Source organism: Massilia sp. PWRC2, from assembly GCF_049896725.1.
GTDB lineage: Bacteria > Pseudomonadota > Gammaproteobacteria > Burkholderiales > Burkholderiaceae_D > JAFCUW01.
Genome location: NZ_JAFCUW010000010.1, coordinates 36,014 through 58,460 on the forward strand (window position 1 = coordinate 36,014; position 22,447 = coordinate 58,460).

19 protein-coding genes and 1 pseudogene are annotated in these 22,447 nt (G+C 68.3%); 14 read left to right on the forward strand and 6 right to left on the reverse strand.

The window, feature by feature from the left end; all coding sequences use genetic code 11:
- The first annotated feature begins 1 nt into the window (after position 1).
- The 14 genes from ACP7BZ_RS18430 (at position 2) to ACP7BZ_RS18495 (ending at position 14,869) form a co-directional block, all read left to right on the forward strand.
- Positions 2 to 1,240: a type II secretion system F family protein gene (locus ACP7BZ_RS18430; RefSeq protein ID WP_426115822.1), complete on the forward strand. Its 1,239-nt coding sequence runs from the start codon at positions 2 to 4 to the stop codon at positions 1,238 to 1,240.
- Between the two features lie 646 nt (positions 1,241 to 1,886).
- Entirely contained in the window at positions 1,887 to 2,486 is a 600-nt protein-coding gene (locus tag ACP7BZ_RS18435; RefSeq protein ID WP_426115824.1) for a type II secretion system protein, read from the forward strand.
- The gene (locus tag ACP7BZ_RS18440) at positions 2,477 to 3,079 is read left to right on the forward strand and encodes a pilus assembly FimT family protein (RefSeq protein ID WP_426115826.1); all 603 of its coding nucleotides are present in this window, start codon (positions 2,477 to 2,479) and stop codon (positions 3,077 to 3,079) included. The genes ACP7BZ_RS18435 and ACP7BZ_RS18440 overlap by 10 nt, the downstream gene beginning before the upstream one ends.
- Positions 3,069 to 3,689, forward strand: a complete 621-nt coding sequence (locus ACP7BZ_RS18445; protein ID WP_426115828.1) for a type IV pilus modification PilV family protein — start codon at positions 3,069 to 3,071, stop codon at positions 3,687 to 3,689. Before ACP7BZ_RS18440 ends, ACP7BZ_RS18445 begins: the two co-directional genes overlap by 11 nt.
- On the forward strand, positions 3,686 to 4,591 hold the full coding sequence (locus ACP7BZ_RS18450; RefSeq protein ID WP_426115829.1) for a PulJ/GspJ family protein: 906 nt from the start codon (positions 3,686 to 3,688) through the stop codon (positions 4,589 to 4,591). Before ACP7BZ_RS18445 ends, ACP7BZ_RS18450 begins: the two co-directional genes overlap by 4 nt.
- On the forward strand, positions 4,588 to 5,049 hold the full coding sequence (locus tag ACP7BZ_RS18455; protein ID WP_426115831.1) for an agglutinin biogenesis protein MshP: 462 nt from the start codon (positions 4,588 to 4,590) through the stop codon (positions 5,047 to 5,049). The genes ACP7BZ_RS18450 and ACP7BZ_RS18455 overlap by 4 nt, the downstream gene beginning before the upstream one ends.
- Positions 5,046 to 6,815 (forward strand): DUF6701 domain-containing protein, encoded by a 1,770-nt coding sequence (locus tag ACP7BZ_RS18460; RefSeq protein ID WP_426115833.1) that lies wholly within the window; start codon positions 5,046 to 5,048, stop codon positions 6,813 to 6,815. Before ACP7BZ_RS18455 ends, ACP7BZ_RS18460 begins: the two co-directional genes overlap by 4 nt.
- 49 nt (positions 6,816 to 6,864) lie before the next feature.
- The gene (locus ACP7BZ_RS18465) at positions 6,865 to 8,526 is read left to right on the forward strand and encodes a PilN domain-containing protein (RefSeq protein ID WP_426115835.1); all 1,662 of its coding nucleotides are present in this window, start codon (positions 6,865 to 6,867) and stop codon (positions 8,524 to 8,526) included.
- Positions 8,523 to 9,182 (forward strand): hypothetical protein, encoded by a 660-nt coding sequence (locus ACP7BZ_RS18470; RefSeq protein ID WP_426115837.1) that lies wholly within the window; start codon positions 8,523 to 8,525, stop codon positions 9,180 to 9,182. The genes ACP7BZ_RS18465 and ACP7BZ_RS18470 overlap by 4 nt, the downstream gene beginning before the upstream one ends.
- Entirely contained in the window at positions 9,182 to 9,571 is a 390-nt protein-coding gene (locus tag ACP7BZ_RS18475) for an MSHA biogenesis protein MshK (RefSeq protein WP_426115838.1), read from the forward strand. The genes ACP7BZ_RS18470 and ACP7BZ_RS18475 overlap by 1 nt, the downstream gene beginning before the upstream one ends.
- A 7-nt stretch (positions 9,572 to 9,578) precedes the next feature.
- Positions 9,579 to 11,432: a pilus (MSHA type) biogenesis protein MshL gene (gene mshL, locus ACP7BZ_RS18480; protein WP_426115840.1), complete on the forward strand. Its 1,854-nt coding sequence runs from the start codon at positions 9,579 to 9,581 to the stop codon at positions 11,430 to 11,432.
- A gap of 14 nt (positions 11,433 to 11,446) precedes the next feature.
- Positions 11,447 to 12,394: an ExeA family protein gene (locus ACP7BZ_RS18485; RefSeq protein ID WP_426116095.1), complete on the forward strand. Its 948-nt coding sequence runs from the start codon at positions 11,447 to 11,449 to the stop codon at positions 12,392 to 12,394.
- On the forward strand, positions 12,381 to 13,433 hold the full coding sequence (locus ACP7BZ_RS18490; RefSeq protein ID WP_426115842.1) for a tetratricopeptide repeat protein: 1,053 nt from the start codon (positions 12,381 to 12,383) through the stop codon (positions 13,431 to 13,433). Before ACP7BZ_RS18485 ends, ACP7BZ_RS18490 begins: the two co-directional genes overlap by 14 nt.
- A gap of 260 nt (positions 13,434 to 13,693) precedes the next feature.
- On the forward strand, positions 13,694 to 14,869 hold the full coding sequence (locus ACP7BZ_RS18495; RefSeq protein WP_426115844.1) for a pyridoxal phosphate-dependent aminotransferase: 1,176 nt from the start codon (positions 13,694 to 13,696) through the stop codon (positions 14,867 to 14,869).
- A gap of 28 nt (positions 14,870 to 14,897) precedes the next feature.
- Here the strand turns inward: ACP7BZ_RS18495 and ACP7BZ_RS18500 are convergent, their stop codons facing one another.
- From ACP7BZ_RS18500 to ACP7BZ_RS18525, 6 genes and pseudogenes are all read right to left on the reverse strand, one after another.
- Positions 14,898 to 15,620 (reverse strand): MgtC/SapB family protein, encoded by a 723-nt coding sequence (locus tag ACP7BZ_RS18500; RefSeq protein ID WP_426115846.1) that lies wholly within the window; start codon positions 15,618 to 15,620, stop codon positions 14,898 to 14,900.
- 6 nt (positions 15,621 to 15,626) lie between these two features.
- Positions 15,627 to 17,084, reverse strand: coding sequence for a patatin-like phospholipase family protein (locus tag ACP7BZ_RS18505; RefSeq protein WP_426115848.1), 1,458 nt, complete (start codon positions 17,082 to 17,084; stop codon positions 15,627 to 15,629).
- Positions 17,081 to 18,493: an efflux transporter outer membrane subunit gene (locus ACP7BZ_RS18510; protein ID WP_426115850.1), complete on the reverse strand. Its 1,413-nt coding sequence runs from the start codon at positions 18,491 to 18,493 to the stop codon at positions 17,081 to 17,083. Before ACP7BZ_RS18510 ends, ACP7BZ_RS18505 begins: the two co-directional genes overlap by 4 nt.
- Entirely contained in the window at positions 18,490 to 19,584 is a 1,095-nt protein-coding gene (locus ACP7BZ_RS18515) for an HlyD family secretion protein (protein WP_426115852.1), read from the reverse strand. Before ACP7BZ_RS18515 ends, ACP7BZ_RS18510 begins: the two co-directional genes overlap by 4 nt.
- A 19-nt stretch (positions 19,585 to 19,603) precedes the next feature.
- Complete coding sequence (locus tag ACP7BZ_RS18520; RefSeq protein ID WP_426115854.1) at positions 19,604 to 21,262, reverse strand: MFS transporter; 1,659 nt, start codon at positions 21,260 to 21,262, stop codon at positions 19,604 to 19,606.
- A 102-nt stretch (positions 21,263 to 21,364) separates the two neighbouring features.
- Positions 21,365 to 22,213 (reverse strand): annotated as a pseudogene (locus tag ACP7BZ_RS18525) (lysophospholipase).
- Between the last annotated feature and the right edge of the window lie 234 nt (positions 22,214 to 22,447).

Sequence of the window (22,447 nt, forward strand, 5' to 3'; positions counted from 1 at the left end):
GGTGCCGTTGTTCGACTACAGGGGCCGCAACGGCCGCGGCGAACTGCTGCAGGGCGTCCTCGAAGGCAGTGACGCGGCGCAGGTGGCCGACCAGCTGTTTGCCACTGGCGTCACGCCGGTCGACATCGTCGTCAGCCGGCGCGCGGGGACGGCGGCGGGCGCCGATCTGCTCGGTGTTGTGTGGCGCCTGCTCGAGCCGAAGGTGGGGGCCATCGAGGTGCAGCTGTTTAGCCGCCAGATTTACACCCTGCTCAAATCCGGCGTGCCGCTCATGCGCGGCCTGGCGGGCCTGCAGGAATCGGCGATCAGCAAACCGTTTGCCCGCGTGCTCAAGGACTTGCGCGAGTCGCTCGACGCCGGTCGCGAACTGTCGAGCGCCATGCGCCGCCATCCGACCGTGTTTTCGCCGTTCTACCTGTCGATGGTGCGGGTGGGCGAAATGACGGGGCGCCTTGAAGAAGTATTCCTGCGCCTGTTCGATCACCTCGAGTTCGACCGCTCGATGGGCGAGCGCATCAAGTCGGCCACCCGCTATCCCAGTTTCGTGGTGGTGGCGATGCTGCTGGCGATGGTGGTCATGAACATCGTCGTCATTCCCCAATTCGTCAAGGTATTCGCCAGCTTTCACGCACCACTGCCGCTGACCACCCGCATCCTGATCGGCGCGTCGAATTTTACGGTGACCTTCTGGCCGCTGCTGCTGGCCGCCGTGGTGGCCGGTGTTGTCGGCTGGCGCGCCTGGCTGGCCACGCCGGCCGGGCGCACCACGTGGGACCGCTACAAGCTGCGCCTGCCGATTGCTGGCAAGATCATTTTGAAGGGCACCATGGCGCGCTTTGCCCGCAGCTTCGCGCTGTCGAGCCGCAGTGGGGTGCCGATCGTGCAGGCGCTTGGCGTGGTGGCGCAAACGGCCGACAATGCCTATCTGACGACGCGCATCGAACAGATGCGCGACGGCGTCGAGCGCGGTGAAACCATCCTGCGTACCAGTATCAATGCGGGCGTGTTCACTCCCATCGTGCTGCAGATGATCGCCGTCGGCGAGGAGGCCGGCACGCTCGAAGAATTGATGGATGAAATCGGCCTGATGTACGAGCGCGAGGTCGACTACGAACTGAAGACGCTGTCGAGCCAGATTGAGCCGATCCTGATCACCTTCCTCGGCGCGATGGTGCTGTTGCTGGCGCTGGGGATTTTTCTGCCGATGTGGGATCTGGGCAAGGCCGCGCTGCATCACTAGAGCTAGCGGCGCTTTACCCGTTAGCTGTAGAAAATTACCAGGTAAGCACGGCTGTAGTCTGGCGGTTGACATCGGTCACTAATCGAGCTCGTCCACGCGCAATTTCGGCAAGCGTTGCCGCAGCCGTGCAAAGGCGGCACGGTCCCTGTCACTCTCCTTGTCAAGGATCGGGTACTAGGTGTGGCGCGCGCGAATGAAGTGCAAGGCCCCGTCCGGACTTGACGGCTAAAGCACCAAAGCGCCCCGTTAGAGATACCGTCGCTCACTTTTTAACACTAAAAGTGTAGCCATAATGCAACTAACTATCAATAGCTAATGCCGCCAGAAACGCGGGCCCGGTGTGGCCACGTTTTCCGTCATTTTCACACTGTAGCGGCCGCTGCGGCGGGCGCCGGCTGCCGCGCGCCTGATGCGCGCAAGACATCGGCTGCTGCCGCTGCCACTGTCTGTATTGCTATGAATCAAGGTAAGATTCTTTCATCCCGCCCTGATCGTCGCCGGGCCTGCCGCCTGGCAGAACAGCATCACCAAACGGTTACAGCAGCGTGGCCGCCCCGCGCCTGCCATCACCCCCCGGTGCCAGCGGCCCGCACCGACGCGCGCCACTGCACCAGAGCACATCCCCTTTCATCAATGGAGCTTGACCATGCCTGCTTTTCAACCCGAAATTCACCCCGCACTTGCCCCTTCGAGCACCGTGCGCACCATCCGCCTGACCGCCCAGGGCGGCTTCACGCTGATCGAATTAATCGTCGTCATCGTCATCCTCGGCATCCTCGCCGCCACCGCGCTGCCAAAATTTGTTGACCTGGGCGCCGATGCCCGCGTCGCCAAGATGCAGGCCGCCACCGGCAGCCTGAAAAGCGCCGCTGCCCTGTTCCGCGCCCAGTGGCTGGTGCTGTCGTCGCCCGCTTCGACCACCACCAATTCGAGTTCGACCACCAGCACCATCGTCCAGGAAGGCGTCAAGATCGCTTTCCTGAACGGCTACCCGGATGTCGGTGGCGATGGCGCCGCCGGCGCTGCGGGCGCCACCGGCACCGCCGCCGTGGTGGCCAACTCCGGCATCGTCGCCTCCAGCAACCTGTCGACCACCGACTACGCCATCACCGCCACCAGCACCGTGCTGACGGTGGCGGCCGATGCCGCTCACCCGAACTGCCGCGTGACCTACACCGAAGCGGCCGTCGCTGGCGGCGCGCCCGTGATCGACGCCACCAATGTCACCAAAGCCAATTGCTCCTGATCGCGTCAGCCTGGCGCCGCCGGCTGAGCGTTGCCTCGCCGGCCGGCGGCTTTACGCTGGTCGAGCTGGTGGTGGTGATGGTCATCGCCGGCGTGCTCGGCGCCATTGCAGCGGGCCGCTTTGTCGACCAGCCAGCCTTTGCCGCCGCTGCGTGCGCCGAGCAGTCCCGCGCCCTGCTGCGCTACGCGCAAAAGCATGCGATTGCCCAGAACCGCCCCGTGTACGTGGTGCTCACTGAAGCGCGCATGGGCCTGTGCTACAACTACCAGAGCGATGCCAGCTGCAACGGCGGCAACCGTGTGCAGGCGCCGGCCGGCTCGAACAGCGGCGCCGCCGCCACCGTGGCCGCCTGCGCCGATGCCGGCTGGCTGTGCGAGGGCACGCCAGCAGGGCTGGCGCGCACGCTCGCTCCGGCTGCCCCCTATTTTTATTTCGATGCGCTGGGCCGGCCGTGCGCCGCCAGCGACTCCGCCGCCAGCGGCGCCTCGACCTTTGTCACCAGCGCGCTGACGATCAGCGGCGATGCCGGCGCCACTGGCAACCCTGCCAGCATCGCCATCGTCATCAGCCAGGAAACCGGCTATGTGTACTAGCGCGCGGCCCCTCTCTGGCGGCCGCCAGCACGGCGTCACCCTGGTCGAGCTGTTACTGTTCATCGTCATCGTCTCGATTGCGGTGGCCGCCGTGCTGCAGGTGATGCGCCTGAACGCCGCCGCCAGCGCCGATCCGCTGCGCCGCAAGCAGGCCTTGATGATCGCCGAGGCCCTGCTCGAAGAAGTGCAGCTGGCGCGCTACACCGTGTGCGATCCCGCCTCCAGTAACGCTGCCACCGCCACCAGCGTGAGCGCCTGCGTCATCGCCGAGCGCTTCGGCCAGGGCGGCGGCAGCGGCGCCGGCCAGGAGCCGGTCGGCGCGCGCCCCTACGACAACGTCAACGATTACGTCGCCGCTGCCGGCGTCGCCCAGGCGTCCTTCAACAGCGGCGGCGTGCTGGCCGATGCCAGCGGCGTGGCGCTGGCGGTGAGCGGTTATACGGCCAGCCTAACCATCGTGCCGGAAAACCTCGGCGACATCGTCAGCGGTTACACCGCCGGCGCCATCGATGTCGGCGAGGTGCTACGCATCAGCGTTACTGTCAGCTACGACAGCAGCAGCCTGACGCTCGATGGCTACCGCACGCGCTATGCGCCGACCATTCCATGAGCGACCCCGCTGTCATGCACGGGCCGGCGCAAGGCGGCTTCACCCTGGTCGAAGCGGTGCTGGTGATGGTGGTCATTGGCATTCTCGGCGCCAGTGTCGCCGTCTTCATCCGCGCGCCCGTGCAGGGCTATGCCGACGCCGTGGTGCGCGCCGAGCTGCTCGACGTGGCCGACCTGGCGCTGCGCCGCATGGCACGCGACCTGCGCCTGGCCCTACCGAACAGCGTTCGCGTCAATGCCGCCCAGGACAGCATCGAATTTCTGCTCACCCGCACGGGCGGGCGTTACCTCGATGCCGCTGACGGCGTCGACAGCCGTCCCGTGCTCGATTTTTTGGATCCCACCAAGACCAGCTTCACGGTGGTGGGTGCCATGCCCACCAGCGCCCAGCTCGAACCGGGCCACGATTACCTGGTGGTCAACAACCTCGGCGCCGATTTTCCGCCGGCCGACGCCTATGCTGTCAGCGCGAGCCAGCGCAACATCGCCTTGATCGATGGCGTCGACAACGCCACCAGCACCATCACGCTGCATGACAATCCGTTTGCCGTGCAGGTGCCGCCGGTGCCGTCGGCCAGCCGGCGCTTTCACGTCGTCAGCGGGCCGGTCAGCTATTACTGCGGGCCCGAAACGAGCGGGCCGAATCTGCTGACGCGCCAGTCGGGCTACCCGATCAGCGCCAGCCAGCAGAGCAATCCGGTCGCGGCCGGTTCCAGCAGCGGCCAGCGCGCCGTGCTGGCCGGGCGCGTGGCCAGCTGCAAGTTCGAGATCAGCAGCCTGGCCACGCGCCGCAGCGCGCTGGTGCTGATCACCATCGAGCTGCAACCGAAGATGGCTGCCAATGCCGGCCCGAATGCCACGCTGCGGCTGGTGCACCAGGTCCACGTGGAAAATACGCCATGAGGGCGCTGCGCGCAGGCGTCCGGGCGCAGCAGGCCAATGCCGGCATTGGCCTGGTCACCGCCCTGTTTTTGCTGGTGGTGCTATCGAGCCTGGCGCTGGCGCTGCTGTCGATCACCAGCGCCGGCCAGGCGGCGGCGGCGGCCGATGTGCAGGGCGCGCGCGCCTATCAGGCTGCACGCGCCGGCATCGAGTGGGGCCTGTACCAAAACCTGCGCACACCGACGCGCCGCTGCGACCCCAGTTATTCGTTCGCGCTGCCGGCCACCAGCAGTCTCAATGGCTTTACCGTCACGGTGACTTGCGTGAGGCTGCGCACGCTGGCGCCGCCGGTGGCGGCCGCGCTCGACCGCTGGGTGATCGGCGCCACCGCCTGCAATCTGCAGCCGGCCGGCGGCAGTTGCCCGAATCCGCTATCGAGTCCCGAGTACGTGCAGCGCCGCCTCGAGGTCAGCCTGTGAAGGCCGCTTTGCGCGCGCTGGCGCTGCTGCTGTTAATCTGCCTGCCGGTGCGCGCCGCCAGCGTCAGCTACGCGTTCACCACCGCCCAGTGCGTCAGCGGCAAGGCCTTCGGTGCGCCAGGGCAGACTTGCGCCGCTTTCCCCACCCAGGCGCCGGTGGCCGGCAGCGCCGCCACTGCCTGGGTGACGATGCTGGCCGGCGGCGTGCCGAACGCGCCAGCGACGACGACCGCCGTGCGCCTGTCTTTTGCCCTCGGCTGCGTCAACCCGGCCAGTCATGCAGGGGTGGCCGCCAGCTACGCCGGGGTGACGCTGCCCCTGTGCAGTGATCACGGCGTCCCCCCCGGCAGCAGCGGCTGGTCGGCGCCGTTTGACCTCACCTTCAAGGCCGGCGCCGCCAGCGCCAGCATGAGCGTGCCCACCTTCAGCTACGCCGACGTCGGCCAGGTGACCCTGATGCTGCGCGACGCTGGCGGCGCCACCGCCAGTTCTGCCGCCTTCGTCGTCAAGCCGGCGCGTCTGGCCATCAGCGCCGTCACCCGCAACGCTGACGGCGCCGCCATGCCGGCCGTGGCCAAGGGCGCCGACAGCGGTTTTACCCGAGTCGGCGAGGCCTTCACCATCAAGGCGGCCGCCTTGACCAGCAGCGGCGCGGTGGCGCCCAATTTCGGCAGTGAAGGGGCGCTGTTGCGGCTCGATGTGCAGTTGCCGGCCGACGCTGCCACGCGCGCCGCCATGCGCAAGCTGCCGACGCTGGGCGCGACCAGCTTTGCGCTGGTCACCGGCGGGGTCTTTAGTCGCAGCGATTTTGCCGCCGACGAACTCGGTATCGTGGCGGTTACGCCGCAACTGGCCAGCGGCGACTACCTGGGCGCCGGCGCCGTGCCCGCTACGACGCTGAACGTCGGCCGCTTCTATCCCGACCACTTCGACACCGTCAGCAGTGGCGCCATGGCGTGCCTGGACCACATGCAGTGTGCGGCCGGCGTGACAACAGCGGCCTATGCGGGCCAGGCATTCGGCGTCACCGTCAAGCCGATGGCAGCGGGCGGCGCGGCGCTGCTCAATTATGGCGGGGTGCTGGCGCGCCCCATCACGCTGTCGGCCTGGAGCAGCGCCGGCACCGGCAGCGTCAACCCCGGCGCTGGCCTGCTAACCGCCAACAGCATCGCCGCCGGCGCCAGCCTGGCCGCAACGCCCGTCTACAGCCTGCCCAATCCGTTTAGCGACAGTGCGCCGCGGGCCAACAACTGGAGCGTGCCGACCGCCATCTGGCTGCGCGCCAGCGCCAGCGAGAACGTCGGCGCGGCCAGCGTGGTCATCAGCTCAAGCCGGCCGCCGCCGGCGGCCAGCAGCGAGGGCGCCATCGAGATCGTCGCCGGCCGTCTGGCGCTGGGCAATCCTTATGGTTCGGAACTGCTGACTTTGCCCGTGCGCCTCGAAGCACAGTACTGGACGGCGGCGCGGCGCTGGGAAACGAGCAGCGTCGACAACGCCAGCAGTGTGCTGCCAGCGACCATCAGCTTTTCCAGCTGCCTGAAAAATCTGGGACCGCCCTGCAAGACGGCCGTGCTGGCACCGGTGAACAGCAACAGCGTGGCACTGCTGGCCGGTGTCGGCACCTTTTGGCTGAAAGCCCCCGGCGCTGGCAATACCGGCAGTGCCCAGTTCAAGCTGGGCAGCCCGGCGTGGCTGCCCAGCACCGGCGGGCGCGCCGTGTTCGGCGTGTTCAGCAGCCCGCTCATTTACAGTCGCGAGGTCTATTGATGATGCACACACAGCACGATGGCGGCGCCCCGCTTGCAGGAGGGCGTCGATGGGATTTCTGAGAAAACCCCGTCATGCCGATGGCTCGCTGGCACTGGCCGCTGGCGCCGACGGTGTCCACGCCGCCGTGGTGGTGCGCCGCCCGGGTGCTCTGGCGCAGGTGAAGGCAGCGGCCTGGTTCGACGCCGCCGCCAGCGCCGAGGCGTTCGAGCGGATTGGCAAGCAGATGCGGGCGGGCCAGTACCGCAGCAGCTGCCTGCTGGCGCCGGGTGAATACCAGATGCTGTCGCTCGACGCCCCGGCGGTGCCGGCCGACGAGCTGAAAACGGCGGTGCGCTGGATGCTCAAGGACATGCTCGACTACGCCGTCGACGATGCCACCATCGACGTCCTCGGCGTGCCGCTCGACCGCGCGGGTGGCCAGCGCAACAGCATGTTTGCCGTCGCTGCCCGCAACAGCGTGATCGAAGCGCGGCAAACATTGTTTACGACGGCGCGCCTGGGACTGGCCGCCATCGATGTGCCGGAAATGGCCCAGAGGAATATTGCGGCTTTGCTGGAAGAGCCGGGGCGCGGCCTGGCCATGCTGTCGTTCGGTGCCAGCGGGTGCCTGTTGACGGTCACCTTCGAGGGCCAGCTGTACCTGGCACGCCGGCTCGAAGTGACGCTGGCGGATCTGCTGCAGGCAGCTAGCGAGCTGAGCGACGAGCTGGCCAGTGCTGCTGTCAGCGCCGCCAGCGCTGACATCGAAGCGGGCGCCGCCGGTGAGCAGCGCCACCCGGTGTTTGACAAGCTGACCCTGCTGCTGCAACGCTCGCTCGACCATTTCGAGCGGCAGTTCCACACGATTGCGCTATCGCGCCTGGTGCTGGCGCCGTCGGCCGTCAAGGGGCTGGCCGATTATCTGGGCCGCAATCTCTACACTGCCGTCCATGCGCTCGATCTGCACGAGGTATTCGACCTGGCACGGGTGCCACTGCTGCTCGACTTGGCCGAGCAGCAGCGCTTTTTTCTCGCCCTCGGCGCCGCCCTGCGGCAGGAGGCGGTGCTGCCTGCTGCCGGGATGGGCCAGCAGATCAACCTGATCAATCCCCGCTTTCAGCCGCGAACGACGCTGTTTTGCACGCTGGCGATGGCGCGCGCGTTGACGCTGCTGCTGCTCGGTTGCATGCTGCTGGCACTGGTCGGGCAATACAACGGCATCGTGCTCGAGCGGATCGCCGTGGCCGGCGCCGCCCGCCTGGCCAGCGAGCAGGCACGGCTCGACCAGGTCAATGTCGACTACGCGCCGCGCCAGCGCAGCAAGACCCTCGCTGCCGAGCTGAGCGGCCAGGAAGCCAAGTCAGCCCTGCTGCGCGACGCCGCCCGCGCCATCGAGCGCGATGAACTGGGCAACAAGGCTGGCTATGCCGATGTGTTCAAGGCGCTGGCGCGGCAAACCATGGAGGGCGTCTGGCTGACCGCCATTCGCATCGACGGCGCCGACGGCGGCATTGGCTTGCAGGGCAGGGCGCTCGAAGCGGCGCGCGTGCCCGCCTATCTGCAGCAGCTGGGGCACGAACCGCTGCTGCAGGGCCGGCGCTTTGCCGGTTTGCGCATCGGACCGGCGAAAAGCCTGGGCGAGGGCGGCGTCAGCTTTGTCGAATTCACCCTCGACAGCAGCACCGAGGCGATCGCCGACAGCGCGCTGGCGGGCGAGGTACACCGATGAAGCCGCGCTTTGCCGCGCTGGCGCAACGCATCGACGCGCTCGGCCTGCGCCAGCGCGCCCTGCTGTTTTTTGGCGCGGCGGCGCTGATCGTGGTTGCCAGCGGCACGCTGCTGCTGCAACCGCTGGCGCTGCGGCTGGCCACCGTGCGCGAGCAAATCCGCCAGCAATACCTGCAGATCGCCAGCATCGATGGCGACATCACCCAGCGCGTGCTGGTGCACGCCGAGGACCCCGACGCCGCCGCCGTCGCCCGCCTGGCCGCCGTGCGCCTCGACAGCGCGCGGCTGGCCGAACGGCTGCGCAGCATGCGCTCGAGCCTGGTAGCGCCGGAAAACATGGCGCCCCTGCTTGCCCAGTTACTCAAGGTGAACGGCAAGCTGCGGCTCGACAGCCTGGCCACTCTGGCGCAGTCGCCTTCGCCAGGGCCGACCGGCAGCAACGGCGCCGCCACCGCGCCGCTGTTCTATCGCCACGGCGTGCGGCTGGCAGTGAGCGGCAGTTACGCCGACATGGTCGCCTACATGGCGGCCCTCGAAGCCATGCCGACCCAGCTGTTTTGGGGCAGCGTCCGGCTCGACGCCGGCGCCTATCCGCAGGCCAGCCTGACGCTGACGATGTACACGCTGAGCCTCGATCCCACCTGGATCAGCCTGTGATGAACGCGCGCACCCTCGCTGCCAGCGTGCTGGCCTGCCTCGCCGGCGGCGCCCAGGCCCAGGCGCTGCCCGATCCGACCCGGCCGCCGCCGCAGTTCGCCGGGGCGGGCGTTGCAACCGGCGCAGCGAGCGCAGCGGCGGCAGTGCCCCTGCTGTTGCAATCGATCCTGATCGACCGCGCAGCGGGCGGACGCCGGCTGGCCGTCATCGATGGCGTCACTGTCGTGCCGGGCGGCGTCGTCGGCGGCGCCACCGTGGTGCGGATCGGCGCCAACGATGTCGAAGTGCGCAAGGATGGCCGCCGCCAGCTGCTGCGGCTGTTCCCGCGCAGCGTCATGGCCGCCGCCGTGGCAGCGCCCCCTGTCGACCTACAACCCCACCCAAAGTGAAATCAGCATGCACAAATTAGCACTTACGGCCGGATGGCTGGGATCGGCCGCACTGGTCGCCGCCTGCAGCGGCATGCAGCCGCCGCGCGAGACTTACGATGCCATCAAGGGGGAAGTGGCGGCGGCGGCGGCACGCGACGCCGCGCCGCAGCGAACGGAGCCGCAAAGGGAGCAGCAAAGGGAGCCGCAAAGGGAGCAGCAATGGGAGCAGCAAAGGGAGCAGCAGGCGCCGCAGCGGTCGCCACTTGCATCGCCCCCGCCGCCTTCGGCCCCCTCGGTTGACGCCCTGCTGCCAGCGGTCGAGGCCCTGGCGGCGCGCCTGCCGCGCGCCCGGCGTGCGCTCGAAGAACGCTTCGATGTGTCGTTCAATAATGTGCCGGCCGCCCAGTTCTTTCACTCGATCGTCGTCGGCACCCGCTACAACATGCTGGTCCATCCCGACATCGGTGGCACCATCAGCGCCAACCTGAAAGACGTCACGCTGATCGAAACGCTCGACGCCGTGCGCGAGCTGTACGGCTACGATTACCGCATCGATGGCAGCCGCATCGCCATCAAGCCGCTGACGATGCAGACGCGCATGTTCCAGGTCAATTATCTGACAGGCAGCCGGCGCGGGCTGTCGAGCTTGCGGGTGACCTCGACCTCGGTTGCCAACGCCGTCAACAACAGCAATAACGTCAACAACGGCAGCGGCAACAGCGGCGCCCCCGGCCAGCCAGGCAGCGGCCAGCCCGCCGAATCGACCAGCGTCAGTACCAGCGACGCCAGCGATTTCTGGGCCGAACTCAAACTGGCGCTCGAGGCCATCGTCGGTGCGGGCGCGAAGGAGGGCGGCCGCAGCGTGGTGATCAGTCCGCAATCGGGGGTGCTGGTCATCCGCGCCATGCCGGAACAGTTGCGCCAGGTCGACCAGTACCTGCGCGCCACCCAGCTGTCGGTCGACCGCCAGGTGATCCTGGAAGCGAAGATCCTCGAAGTGGAATTGAACGATGGTTACCAGAGCGGCATTAACTGGGCCTCATTCTCGTCTTTTCGCGGTGGCAATGGACGGTCGACGGCGGGCCTGCTCAGCCCGGGCGCCAGCCTGACGCCGCTGCCCCTGGCGGGCGGCATACCGGCTGCCATCAGCGATGGCAGCAGCCTGTCGGCCAGCAGCGGCTTTTCGATCAACAATGCGGTGGGCGCTGCCAATTCGCTGTTTGGCCTGGCGTTTCAGACCAGTAATTTCGCTGCGCTGATTTCCTTCCTCGAGTCGCAGGGCACGGTGCACGTTCTGTCGAGTCCGCGGGTGGCGGCGATGAATAACCAGAAGGCGGTGCTCAAAATCGGCACCGACGAGTTTTATGTGACGGGCGTGACCACCACCACCGCTTCCAGCGCCGGCGGCAACACCGTCACCCCCAGCGTCACCCTGCAACCGTTCTTTTCCGGCGTGGTGCTCGATGTCACCCCGCAGATCGATGACAAGGGCAATATCCTGCTGCACGTCCACCCTTCGGTCAGCCAGGTGAGCACCATCACCAAGTCGATCAACCTGGGCAGCGCCGGCAACCTGAGCCTGCCGCTGGCGGCGTCGTCGACCTCGGAAATCGATAGCATGGTGCGCGGCCAGGACGGCCGGGTGGTGGCGATCGGCGGCCTGATGCGGCAATCGTCAAGCGCCGACCGCGCCGGCATTCCGGGCGCGGCCAGCGTGCCGGTGCTCGGTGCGCTGTTCGGCAGCCGCGCTCAGGTCAACCAGAAGCGCGAGCTGGTGGTGCTGATCAAGCCGACCATCGTCGAAGGTGCCAGCAGCTGGAATGAGGACCTGTTCGAGACCGGCAAGCGGATGCGCGCACTCGATCCGGCCGGCCACTAGGGGCGTCGGTGCGCATGTACACCAGCCACTTCCGCCTGCACGAGATGCCGTTCGGCCTGACCCCCGACACCAGTTATTTTTTCGCCAGTCGCCACGCGCAGTCGGCACTCAATACCCTGCTGGTGGCGGCGCGCAGCGGCGAAGGGTTTATCAAGATCACCGGTGAAGTCGGCACTGGCAAGACGCTGTTGTGTCGCAAGTTCATGGCCTGCGTGGGCGACGCCTTTGTGATCGCCTACATCCCCAATCCATCGATGGCGCCGCGCACCCTGCTGCTGGCGGTCGCCGATGAACTGGGGCTGCTGTTCGACAGTGGCGCCGGGCACCCCGTCGGTGCCGAAGTCGACCAGCACCGCTTGCTCAAGGCGCTCACCGCCCGCCTGCTGGCGCTGGCCGGTGAGGGCCGGCGCGTGCTGCTGTGCCTTGATGAAGCGCAGGCCATGCCGCTCGAGACGCTCGAAGCGATCCGCCTGCTGACCAATCTGGAAACGGAAAAGCGCAAGCTGCTGCAGGTGGTGCTGTTCGGCCAGCCGGAACTCGATGCGCACCTGGCCGTTCCCGGCATCCGCCAGCTGGCCCAGCGCATCAGCTTTCATTACCACCTCGAGCCGCTGCAGCGCGCCGACCTGGCCGCGTACCTGGCGCAGCGCCTGCGGGTGGCGGCAGCGGCGGGTGCCGCCGACAGCAGCCTGTTTACAGCCGCTGCCGTATCGGCGTTGTACCGCGCCAGCGGCGGCGTGCCGCGGCTGGTCAATATCGTGGCGCACAAGGCGCTGATGCTGGCCTACGGGCTCGGACGCAGCACGGTCGAACTGGCCGACGTCGTTGGCGCCGCCCGCGATACGCCGGGCGCGCGGCCGCCTCGCTGGTCGCTGGCAGAAGTGCTGGTGCGCCTGTTCACCCCGCGCCTGCAGGCATCGCGCCAGCGCACCGCCCGATGGAGCCGCCATGAGCGTCATTAATACCATGCTGCAGGACCTCGATGCGCGCGCTGGCCAGGCGCCGCCGGCGCCGCTGCCAGCGCAGGCAGCGCCGATGCTGCAACTGGGCCCGCGGCCGCTGCGCCAGCGCCTGCTGCTCATTGCGCTGGCCGGCGCGCTGGCGGTGGCCACCTGGCCGGCCAGTGCGCCATCGTCGCTGCCGTCGGCGGCGGCGCCGCCCGCGCCGCCGAAAACCATCGTGCTGGCGCCTGTTAGCGCAGAAACAGCGGCGCCGCCGCAGGAACCGGTGCAAGCAGCGGCGCCACTGGTGTCGCCGCCAGCCCCATTGACTGCGCCTGCTCTCGCTGCTGCTCCTGCTTCTGCTCCTGCTCTTGCTCTCACTTCTGCTACCGCTTCTGCTTCTGCTTCTGCTCCCGCTCCCGCTGCCGCTGCGACGGCAGTCCGGCCGCCGCCTGCGGCTGCGGCCAATGCGGTGGCCGAAGGCAGCGGCAGCGTCGGCAGCCCCTACCGGCGCGCCCTCGATCATCTGGCCGGCGGGCGCAAGGCGGCCGCCATTGGCGAACTAAAACAGGCGCTGCAGGCGCGCCCGCGCGACATGGCCGCGCGCGAAACCCTGGTCGGCCTGCTGCTCGATGGCGGCCGCACCAGTGATGCGGTGGTGCAGCTGCAGGCGGCGCTGGCGCTCGAGCCGCGCCACCCGGCGATGGCGATGCTGCTGGCACGCCTGCAGATCGACGCCGGTGGCGATGGCATCGATACCTTGCTGCGCAGCCTGCCGGCTGTGGATGCTGGCGAGATCGGCGAGGCTGGCGCCTACCACGCGCTGCTGGCGGGCGCCCTGCAGCGGCGCGGGCGTCACCACGAGGCAGTGCCGCATTACCAGGCAGCCCTGCAAACGGCGCCTGACCATGGCCTGTGGCTGCTGGGGCTGGGCCTGGCGCTGCGCGCCGATGGCCGCAGCGCCGACGCCATCGAGGCCTTCCGCCGCGCAAACGCAGCAGGCGACCTGACGCCGGAACTGGCGGCGTTCGTCGCCGCCCAGTTGCCGGCGCAGCGCTAGGGAGGCACTGATTTATTCTGGCGGATGGAATCGGTCACGAAAGAATTTTTACGAAAACGCAGCCCGGCAGAGCGCAATACCGCAGACATGCCGGGGCATGGCGAGGATTTGCAACGCAGCTGGGCGCTTTTTTCGTGTGCCGAGGCCGCCGTCTTGAATTAACCAGTGCTTCCCTGGCCGTGCTGCCATAGCCCCCGGCTTGATCGGCGCTTTGCTTATCGCGCATAATGACGCTCGTCCATCGAACCGAAAGCGCCATCATGACCGCCCCCTTGCGCACGCCTGCCGTGGCGACCAAACTGCCTGCCGTCGGCACCACCATTTTCAGCGTGATGTCGGCGCTCGCGGCCCGCCACGGGGCGGTCAATCTGGGGCAGGGTTATCCCGATTTCGATTGCGACAGCGCGCTGGTGGACGCGGTCGGCGCCGCCATGCAGGCGGGCCACAACCAGTACGCGCCGATGGCCGGCGTGCCGGCGCTGCTGCAGGCGGTGGCGGCCAAGATCGGCGCCGTGTATGGCCACCGCTATTCGCCTGTCGACGACATCACCATCACCGCCGGCGCCACCCAGGCCTTGATGACCACCATGCTCGCCATCGTCAAGGCGGGCGACGAAGTGATCGTGCTCGACCCGTGCTATGACTGCTACGTGCCGGCCATCGCGCTCGCTGGCGGCGTGGCGGTGCGGGTGCCGCTGCACGCTGGCAGCTTCCGCCCCGACTTCGGGCGCATCGCCGCCGCCCTGACGCCGGCCACGCGCGCCATCATCATCAATACGCCGCACAACCCCAGTGGCACCGTGTGGACGGCCGCCGAGATGCTGCAGCTGCAGGCACTGCTGGCGCCCACCGAGGTGATCGTCATCAGCGATGAAGTCTATGAACACATGGTCTACGACGGTGCGCCGCACCAGAGCGTGAGCCGTTTTGCCGGCCTGGCGGCGCGCGCCTTCGTCATTTCCAGCTTCGGCAAAACCTGCCACGTGACCGGCTGGAAGGTCGGCTATGTGGCGGCGCCGGCGTCCTTGATGGCGGAATTTCGCAAGGTCCATCAATACAACGTCTTTAGCGTCAGTACGCCGATGCAGCACGGCTTTGCCGCCTACATGGCCAGCCCTGCGCATTACCTGGATCTGCCGGCGTTTTACCAGCACAAGCGCGACCTGTTTCGCGCCGGCCTGGCCAACACCCGCTTTCGCCTGCTGCCGTGCGAAGGCACCTATTTTCAATGCGTCGATTATTCTGGCCTGAAGGTGGCCGAACGGCAGCTCGACGAGGCGGCGTTTTGCCAGTGGCTCGCTGCCGAGGTGGGAGTGGCGGCGATTCCCCTGTCGGCGTTTTACGGCGATGGCTTCGCCCAGCATACCATCCGCTTCTGTTTCGCCAAGCAGGACGCCACCCTGGCCAGCGCGCTCGAACGGCTAGCCAGCCTGTAAGGGGCCCTCTGATAAGGGGCCCTCTGAATTAGGCGCGGCTCGAACGCGTCATCACGAAGGAATCGACGGCCGGCAGCGCCGCCAGCTCGAGGGCGACCTCGCTCATCGCCGCGGAGCGCCAGGCGTCGCTGGCGAAGATCAGGCACTCGAGTTCGAAGCGCTGGTGATTGAACTTGAGCGTCATCGAATCGGGCGGCATGCGCAGGCCCCGTTGCGACAGGTAGTCGAGTACCGTCTCCACCTGCGGCTGATAGCCTTCGCGGAACCGGATGGTGCTGGAAAAAGCCGAACGGGCGGGCAGCCGTCGCTCGAAGCGCGGCAGCAATTCGACGGCGATGACAAATAGCGCCGCCAGTCCGATTGCCGGCACATAAAAGCGCACACCGACCAGGATGCCCAGCGCCGCCACGCCCCAGATGGACGCGGCGGTGGTCAGGCCGCGCACATTCAGGCCGCTCTGCACGATCAGGCCGGCGCCGAGAAAGCCGATGCCGGTCAGGATGGCGCCGATCACGCGGGTCGGATCGGCCGCCCCTGGCGCCACCTCGACCCCGCCATACCAGAGCGTCGGATAGCCGGCCAACAAGGTAACGGCGGCCGAGGTGGCGCTGACCAGGCAATACACCTGGCTGCCGGCCGCGCGGCCGCTGAAATAGCGCTCGTAGCCGACCACCCAGCCAAGCAGCATGGCCAGGGTCATGTTGCCGACAATGTCGAGGCCCGGCATCAGCCACGGCGGGATGCTAGTCATGGCAGCTTACTCCTGGGCGGTGGCGGGTTGCAGACTGCGCAGCATGGCGCGAAACTGCGGCGACGCGCGTAGCCGCTGGCGGGCGTGCTGGCGCAACACGGCGATGTCGGCTTCGGGCAATTGCAAGGTGGTGGGGATGGCCTTGAGCCGTTCAGCCAGGGCCGGGTCGGCGGCATCGAGGCCCACTTCGATCAGGTGGAACGCGATGTCGCTGGCGAACGGTGTGTCCTCGCCGCGTGCCTGCGCCTGCTTCACTTCGAGGCGCCAGGCCTGTATCGTCGCGCGCATCTGGTCGAGCGCCGTGGCCGAATTGCGGTTGATCGGGATGTCGGCCAGCGCCAGCGCGGTGCGCAGCGGTCCCGGCACCCGGGCACTGCGGTCTTCGGGCGCGCGCGCGCTGGTCTCGGCGTTGACGACGATGAAGACCACGCGCCGCAAGCTGCCGTAGCCGGCAAAGCGCGCGCTGCTGACGATGCCACCGAACTGGCCGATGTAGTCGGTGGGGCCGCGCGCGCTGACGTTGTCGTCCAGTCCGCCATCGACCACGTGAATAAACGGACGGCGCGGCCCTGCCGCTGCGCCGTCGCTTTCCAGCTCGCGGTAGCTCTCCAGTTCGTCCAGGCGGCGGCTGTTGGCCGCCGCTCCCTGCGCGCTGGCGGCCTGGCGCAGCAGTGGCGCGCCGCAGTCTGGCCGGCGCGGGTCGCCCACATGGTTCCAGAAGGTCACTGGGCTCAGCAGCAGCGGCACCGCGCTGGACGCCGCCACCGCGCGCACCAGCTTGACGCCACCGAGGTCGCTGCACAGAAAATCGAACTGCTCCTGGACGAATTCGAAGCGGCCGCCGCTGACCATGTCGGACGCAAAAATCACGGCAAACGGTTTGCGGGGGCGTTCGCTGAGGTCAGCGAAGGTGGTGCCGTGGAACAGGCGCTCGTCGAGAAACTGCTCGAAGGCGTCGCTGCGGCCATAGTGGGGTGAGCTGAGCCGCCACAAGGTGGCCGGCGCCAGCAGGCTGCGGGTAAATGCCGACTGCGCGGCGCCGTGCAGCAGGGCCGCCTCGAACGGCGCCAGTCCCGCTTCGCCGCCCATCGCCAGCGCACCGACGAGCATGCTGCCGCCCGATAAGCCGGAAACGATGTCGATCTGGTCGAACAGGCGCTGCTGGCGGCCGTCCCAGTCGATCGGGGTGGCGCGCAATTCGTCCAGCACGCCCAGTCCCAGCGTCGCCGCGCGCAGGCCGCCGCCGGAAAACGACACGTGCAGCAGCAGGCTGTCTTGCGGCTCCTGGGCGACAAAACGCTGCAACCGGTAGCCTTGTTGCGGTTCGACGCGCGCGAGTGGCGGGTTGATCGCATAGTGCGCGCTGGAGCAGGCCGCCAGTGGCACAAGCAGGGCGGCGCCGGCGTGGCGCAGCAGATAGGACAGCCCGGACAGCCCGGACAGCCCGGACAGCCAGCGCATCATGGTGACTGCGGCGACCAGCCGCCGCCCAGCGCGCGAAACAGCGCCACCTGTGTTTGCAACAGCGCCGATTGCTGGCCGATGACGGCTTGCTCGACGCCCAATACATTGCGCTCGGCCAGCCGTTCATCGAGCGCCGAGCCATACCCTTCCTGGCGGCGGCGCTGGGCGATGCGCAAGGTCTCGGCCAGCGCGCGGCGCTGGGCCAGGGCGTCGCCCAGCTGCTCCTGCTCCTGGGCGTGGCTGTTGAGCTGCACTTCCACTTCCGCCCAGGCGCCCAGTACCGTGCGCTGGTAGGCCGCCAGCGCCTGGTCGCGGCGTGCTTCAGCCGCCTGCGCCAGGGCGCGCAGCCGGCCGCCATTGAATATCGGCGCCAGCACGCTGCCACCCAGGCTCCAGATGGTGAACGGGTCGCCCCGCAGCACGCTCGATTCGACCTGGCCCAGACTGGCGTTCAGGCGCAGCGACGGCAGCCACTGGGTGCGTGAGGCGGCCAGCTGGGCGTCGCTGGCGGCCACCTGCAGCTCGGCGCCGACGATGTCGGGGCGGCGCCGCAGCAGCGCCGATGGCAGCCCGGCGTCGGGCAGGGCGCAGGCGTGCAGCGCGGCCAGCGCGCCGCCGCGCTCGACCGGCCCGGGCGCGCGCCCCAGCAGCACATTGAGCTGCGCCTGCTGGCGTTCGAGCGCACGGCGCAACTGCGGCAGCGCCTGGGCGCCGGCATGGCGTTCCGCCTCTGCCTGCGCCAGGTCGAGGTCGCCGGTGTAACCCTGCTGGCGGCGCTGCCGCGCCAGCATCAGGGTGCGCTCGCGCGAGTCGAGCTGACGGCTGGCCAGATCGAGCTGGGCATCGAGTTCAAGCAGGCCGACGTAGGCTTGGGCGACGCTGGCCGCCACGGCGAGGGCGACGCTGTCGCGGGCGGCGCGGCTGGCTTCCTGGTTGTCATCGGCGGCGCGTGCCAGGGCATCGATGCGGCCCCACAGGTCGACTTCATAGGCCGCCTGAAACAGTTCCTGGTGCGCGCTTGACTGGTAGGGCTTGAGGGTGACGTCGCTGATGGCCTTGGAACGCTGGGCGACCGCGCCGGCGTCCAGGCTGGGCCAGAAGGCAGCGTGCTGCGCCGCCGCCATCGCGCGCGCTTCGGCGACGCGGGCGGCGGCCTGGCGCAGATCGTCGTTGCGCGCCAGCGCCTCGGTGATGTGGCGGGCCAGGGTGGCGTCGCCAAAGCACTGCCACCAGGATTGCTGCACTGGCGCCGCCCTTGGCGTGCTTGCCGTGCTTGCCGTGTTGCGCCAGGCGGCGGGCGCGCTGGCGGCAGCCCGGGCGCTGGCGGCGGGAGCAGGGCGCGTGGCACAGGCGGCCAGTGCGATCAGCGCGGCCAGCGCGCAGGCCACCAGGGTGAACGGTCGCTTCATGGTTGTGGCGAGCCGGTGTCGACGGCGGCGATCACCGACATGCCGGGACGCAGGCGGCTGGCCCGCGGATCGCTGGCATCGACGGTGATGCGCACCTGCAGGCGCTGGGCGATCTTGGTGAAGTTGCCGGTGGCATTGTCGGCGCGCAGCACGCTGAACTCCGAACCCATGGCCGGCGCCAGCCGTTCGACGCGGCCCTTCAGGCGCGCATTACCCAGGCCATCGACCTGCAGCTGCGCCGCCTGACCGGGCGCCATGCGGGTGGTCTGCGCTTCCTTGAAGTTGGCCACCACCCATACCTGCGACGGCACCAGCGCCAGCAGCTGGGTACCGGGCGTGACGTACTGGCCCAGCTTGACGCCGATTTCACCGGCGCTGGCAGCGCGCGGCGCACGGATGCGGGTGTTATCGAGATCGATTTCAGCCAGCTGCACGCTCGCTTTGGCGCCCTCAATGGCAGCTTCAATGGCTTGCTGGTTGACGTCGACCGAGCGCAATTCCTGCCGCGCCACCTCGACGGCGGCGCGTGCCTGGGCGGCATGGGCATCGGCCAGCCGCTGCGCCGCTTCGACCTGGCGCAGGGTGCTGTCGGCCTGTTCCTGTTCGCGCTGGGAGACCGCTCCATCGACCGCCAGCACCCGCGTGCGCCGCTCGTCCGCCTTGGCGCGGCCGAACTGGGCGGCGGCATTCGCCCGCTCCGCTTCGGCGGCGGCCAGTTGCGCCTGGGCGTTGCTGATACCGGCCTCGCGTACCCGCCGCGCCTGCGCCACGTTGGCCAGGTTGGCCTGCTGCGCTGCCAGCGTGGCGCTGGCCTGCGCCAGCCGCTGTTTGAAGTTGCGGTCATCGAGCCGCACCAGCAGCTGGCCCGCCTCGACGGTGGCGAAGTCGCGCACCAGCACTTCGGCGACATAGCCGTCGACCTTCGGCGCGATCACCGTCACGCTGCCGCGCACGTAGGCGTTTTCAGTCGATTCGATGGCGCCGTGAAAGGGTGGCAACTGCCATGCATGCAGCACGAGGGCGACACCAAGCAGGGCGATGGCGGCGATGAGGATGCTGGTGAGATGGGGAATATGGGGGAGTTTTTTCATGGTGATGAAGGAAAGGGGATCAGACGGACTGGCGGCGCAGCGCACGCATGGCGAGCACGCTCAGCCATAAAAACATGGCTCCGGCGAGCACGGCTGTGTAGGCGAACAGATCGTTGTAGGCGAGGACGATGGCTTCGCGGCTCACTTGCTGCTGCAGCAGCGCCAGGCCCTGCTGGGCGCGGGCGGCGGGATCGCTGACCACGCGTGCCACCGAACCGGCCAGCTGGGCCAGCCGCAGCGTTACCTGGGGATCGCCAAACGCCAGATGTTCGGCCAGCGCCGCATAATGAAACGACTGGCGCTGCGCGATCAGGGTGTTGATCAGGGCCGACCCCAGCAGACTGCCGAGGAACTGCGCCGCGCTGTAGGCGGCCAGGAAGCTCACCAGCTGGCGCCCGCCGTCTTCCATCACCGGACCCAGGCCTTGCAGCAGCGAGGCGGCAAAAAACAGGCCGAGGCCGACCGACAGCAGCGTCTGGCTCAAGTAAAACTGTTCGGGTCGGCTCAGGGCGGTGGCATCGCTATCGATCCATGCGGCCAGCAGCACCAGCACCACCGCGAGGACCGACAGCAGCGGCACGCCGCGCCTGGCCGCCACCACGATGGACAGGGCGAAGCCGCCCAGCAGGCCGATGCTGGCCAGGGTGAACAGCGTGCGCATTTGCGTGTTGGACTGGCCCAGTGCCAGCAGCAGGCCGACCACGCCGAGCGTTTGCTCTGACAGAACGATGCGAAAGAGCAGCACGGCGAGCACGAAGCGCAGCATATAAGGACTGCACAGCCAGCGCAGGTCGAGCAGCGGATTGGCGCGGTGCAGGTCAATGATGGCGTACAACGCAATGGCGCCGATGGCCAGGGCCAGGCACCAGCCCAGCCACGCGCTGTCGGTCCACCAGGCCAGGCGGCCGCGCGAGAGGGTCACGCACAGCAGGGCCAGGCCGGTGGCATACAACAGAAACGGCAGCAGGTCGCCCCGTTCCAGCGCCGGTTTGCGCGGCTGCGCTGCGAGGGGGAGGGCGTGGATGGCAGCCACGCTGAGCAAGGCCAGCGCGACATCGAGCAGGAACAGCCCATGCCAGCGGCCGGCCGCCAGCAGCTCGGGGGCGATCACGCGGCTCAATGGCCCCGGCAGTTGCAGGCAGGCGAAGCCGATCAGCAGTGCCAGCGGCGCCAGTTTCTGCGGCATCGCTTCCATCATGTAGAACACGGCCAGGGTACTGAGCGGCGCGGCGGCCACGCCCAGCGCAGCGCGCACCGCAATGGCAGAGGCGAGGTTGTCGGTCAGCAGGTGCAAGGCGCTGATCGCCAGAAACAGCCAGAGGCTGACGACGGTGAACGCGCGCAAGCCGACATGCAGGCGTATTTTGGTCATTAGCAGGGTGGCCCACAAGCCGGTCGAAAAGTAGGCGGTCGTCAGCCAGCCGGCCTCGGCCAGGGTGGCGCCCAGCGAGCCCTGGACGTCGGCCAGGTTGTTGTTGACCAGATGCAGGCCAAAGCCCTGGGTCAGTGCCAGCAGCACGCCAGCGGCTACCCGCGCCACTGCGGCCAGCGGTGCCGATGGTGGCGGCGCCGGCAGTTCAGGCGGTGCAGTGCTGGCAGGATGGGTTTGCATGGTGGTGGGTTCACGGTCTTCATGGGTGCCGACGGTGGCGCGTGCCGGCTGTTGCTTGAGCCCCATATTGGCGCTGCCCCGTCTTTCTTGACAGGATCAGAAAGGCGGTGGCGAAGGCGTATCAGGTGATGCCGCCAGGAACTGGATCGTGCTTGTTCGGGCTAGTCGTCAGGCGCGCTGGTGCAGCCATGCCGCCAGGCAGGCGAACACTTGCCGCCGTTCGGGCTCGTTGAAAATTTCGTGCGACAAGCCGTCGAAGCATTGCGCCGCGACCACGCCGGCGGGCGCCGCCGCGGCGAAGGCGGCGCTGCCGCGTGGTGCCACGCAGCGGTCGGCGCCGGCCTACATCAGCAAGGTGGGCAGGTGCCAGCGCGGTGCCAGCGAGCGCACCAGTTCGCCACCGTCGAGGATGAAGCGCGCCAGCCGCGGCGTGATGCGGTCGTGCACCAGCGGATCGGCGAGGTAGGCCTTGACGGCGGCGCTCTCGCGCGAGACCCATTCAGGTTTCAGGCCATTGCCCATGCTGAAATTCGGCGCCAACAGGCCGAGGGTGGCCAGCATGATTTTTTGCACGGCGCTGGTGTCGGCGGCCAGCGCCGGCGACGACAGCGCCAGCGCATCGACGGCGCGCGACCATGTTGCCTGCTGCGGCGGCGGCCGCAGCGCTTCGGCGACGAAGCGGGCGGCGATCAGCCCGCCCATGCTGTGGCCGAGCAGCACCAGCGGACTGGCGCAGCGCGCGCGCACCGCGTCGATGACGACGGCCAGATCGGCCAGCAGGGCGTCGTCATGGTCGATGCGCCCGCGCGCGCCGTCGCTGCGGCCATGGCCACGGTGATCGTAGCCGATCACACTCCAGCCCCAGCTGTTCAGAGCAGCGGCCAGTTCATGGTAGCGCTGGCCATGCTCGCCCAGGCCGTGCACCAGCAGCAGCGTGCCGCGCGGGGCGGCGCAGGGCCAGTCGTGGAGGTGGAGGGTGAGGCCCTCGGCGGTGCGCAGGATCGGTGGCATAGGCATCAAAAAAAGCGTCTCAGGTGAAGGCAGATGGCCGCACTGTAGCGAATTGCCGGGGCGGCCGACAGGCTCAGAATCGCCTGCGCGCAGGCGTATCACGGCGGACAGCACCGCGGCAGCGTCTGGGCAACAGCGTGGCGGTCAAGTTTGGTCATTGATGCAATATGGCTCTTATGTTAATCTTGATCGATGTCCAGAGTCAGAATGGCCGAAAACGAGCGTGTCAGGCGATCGGCA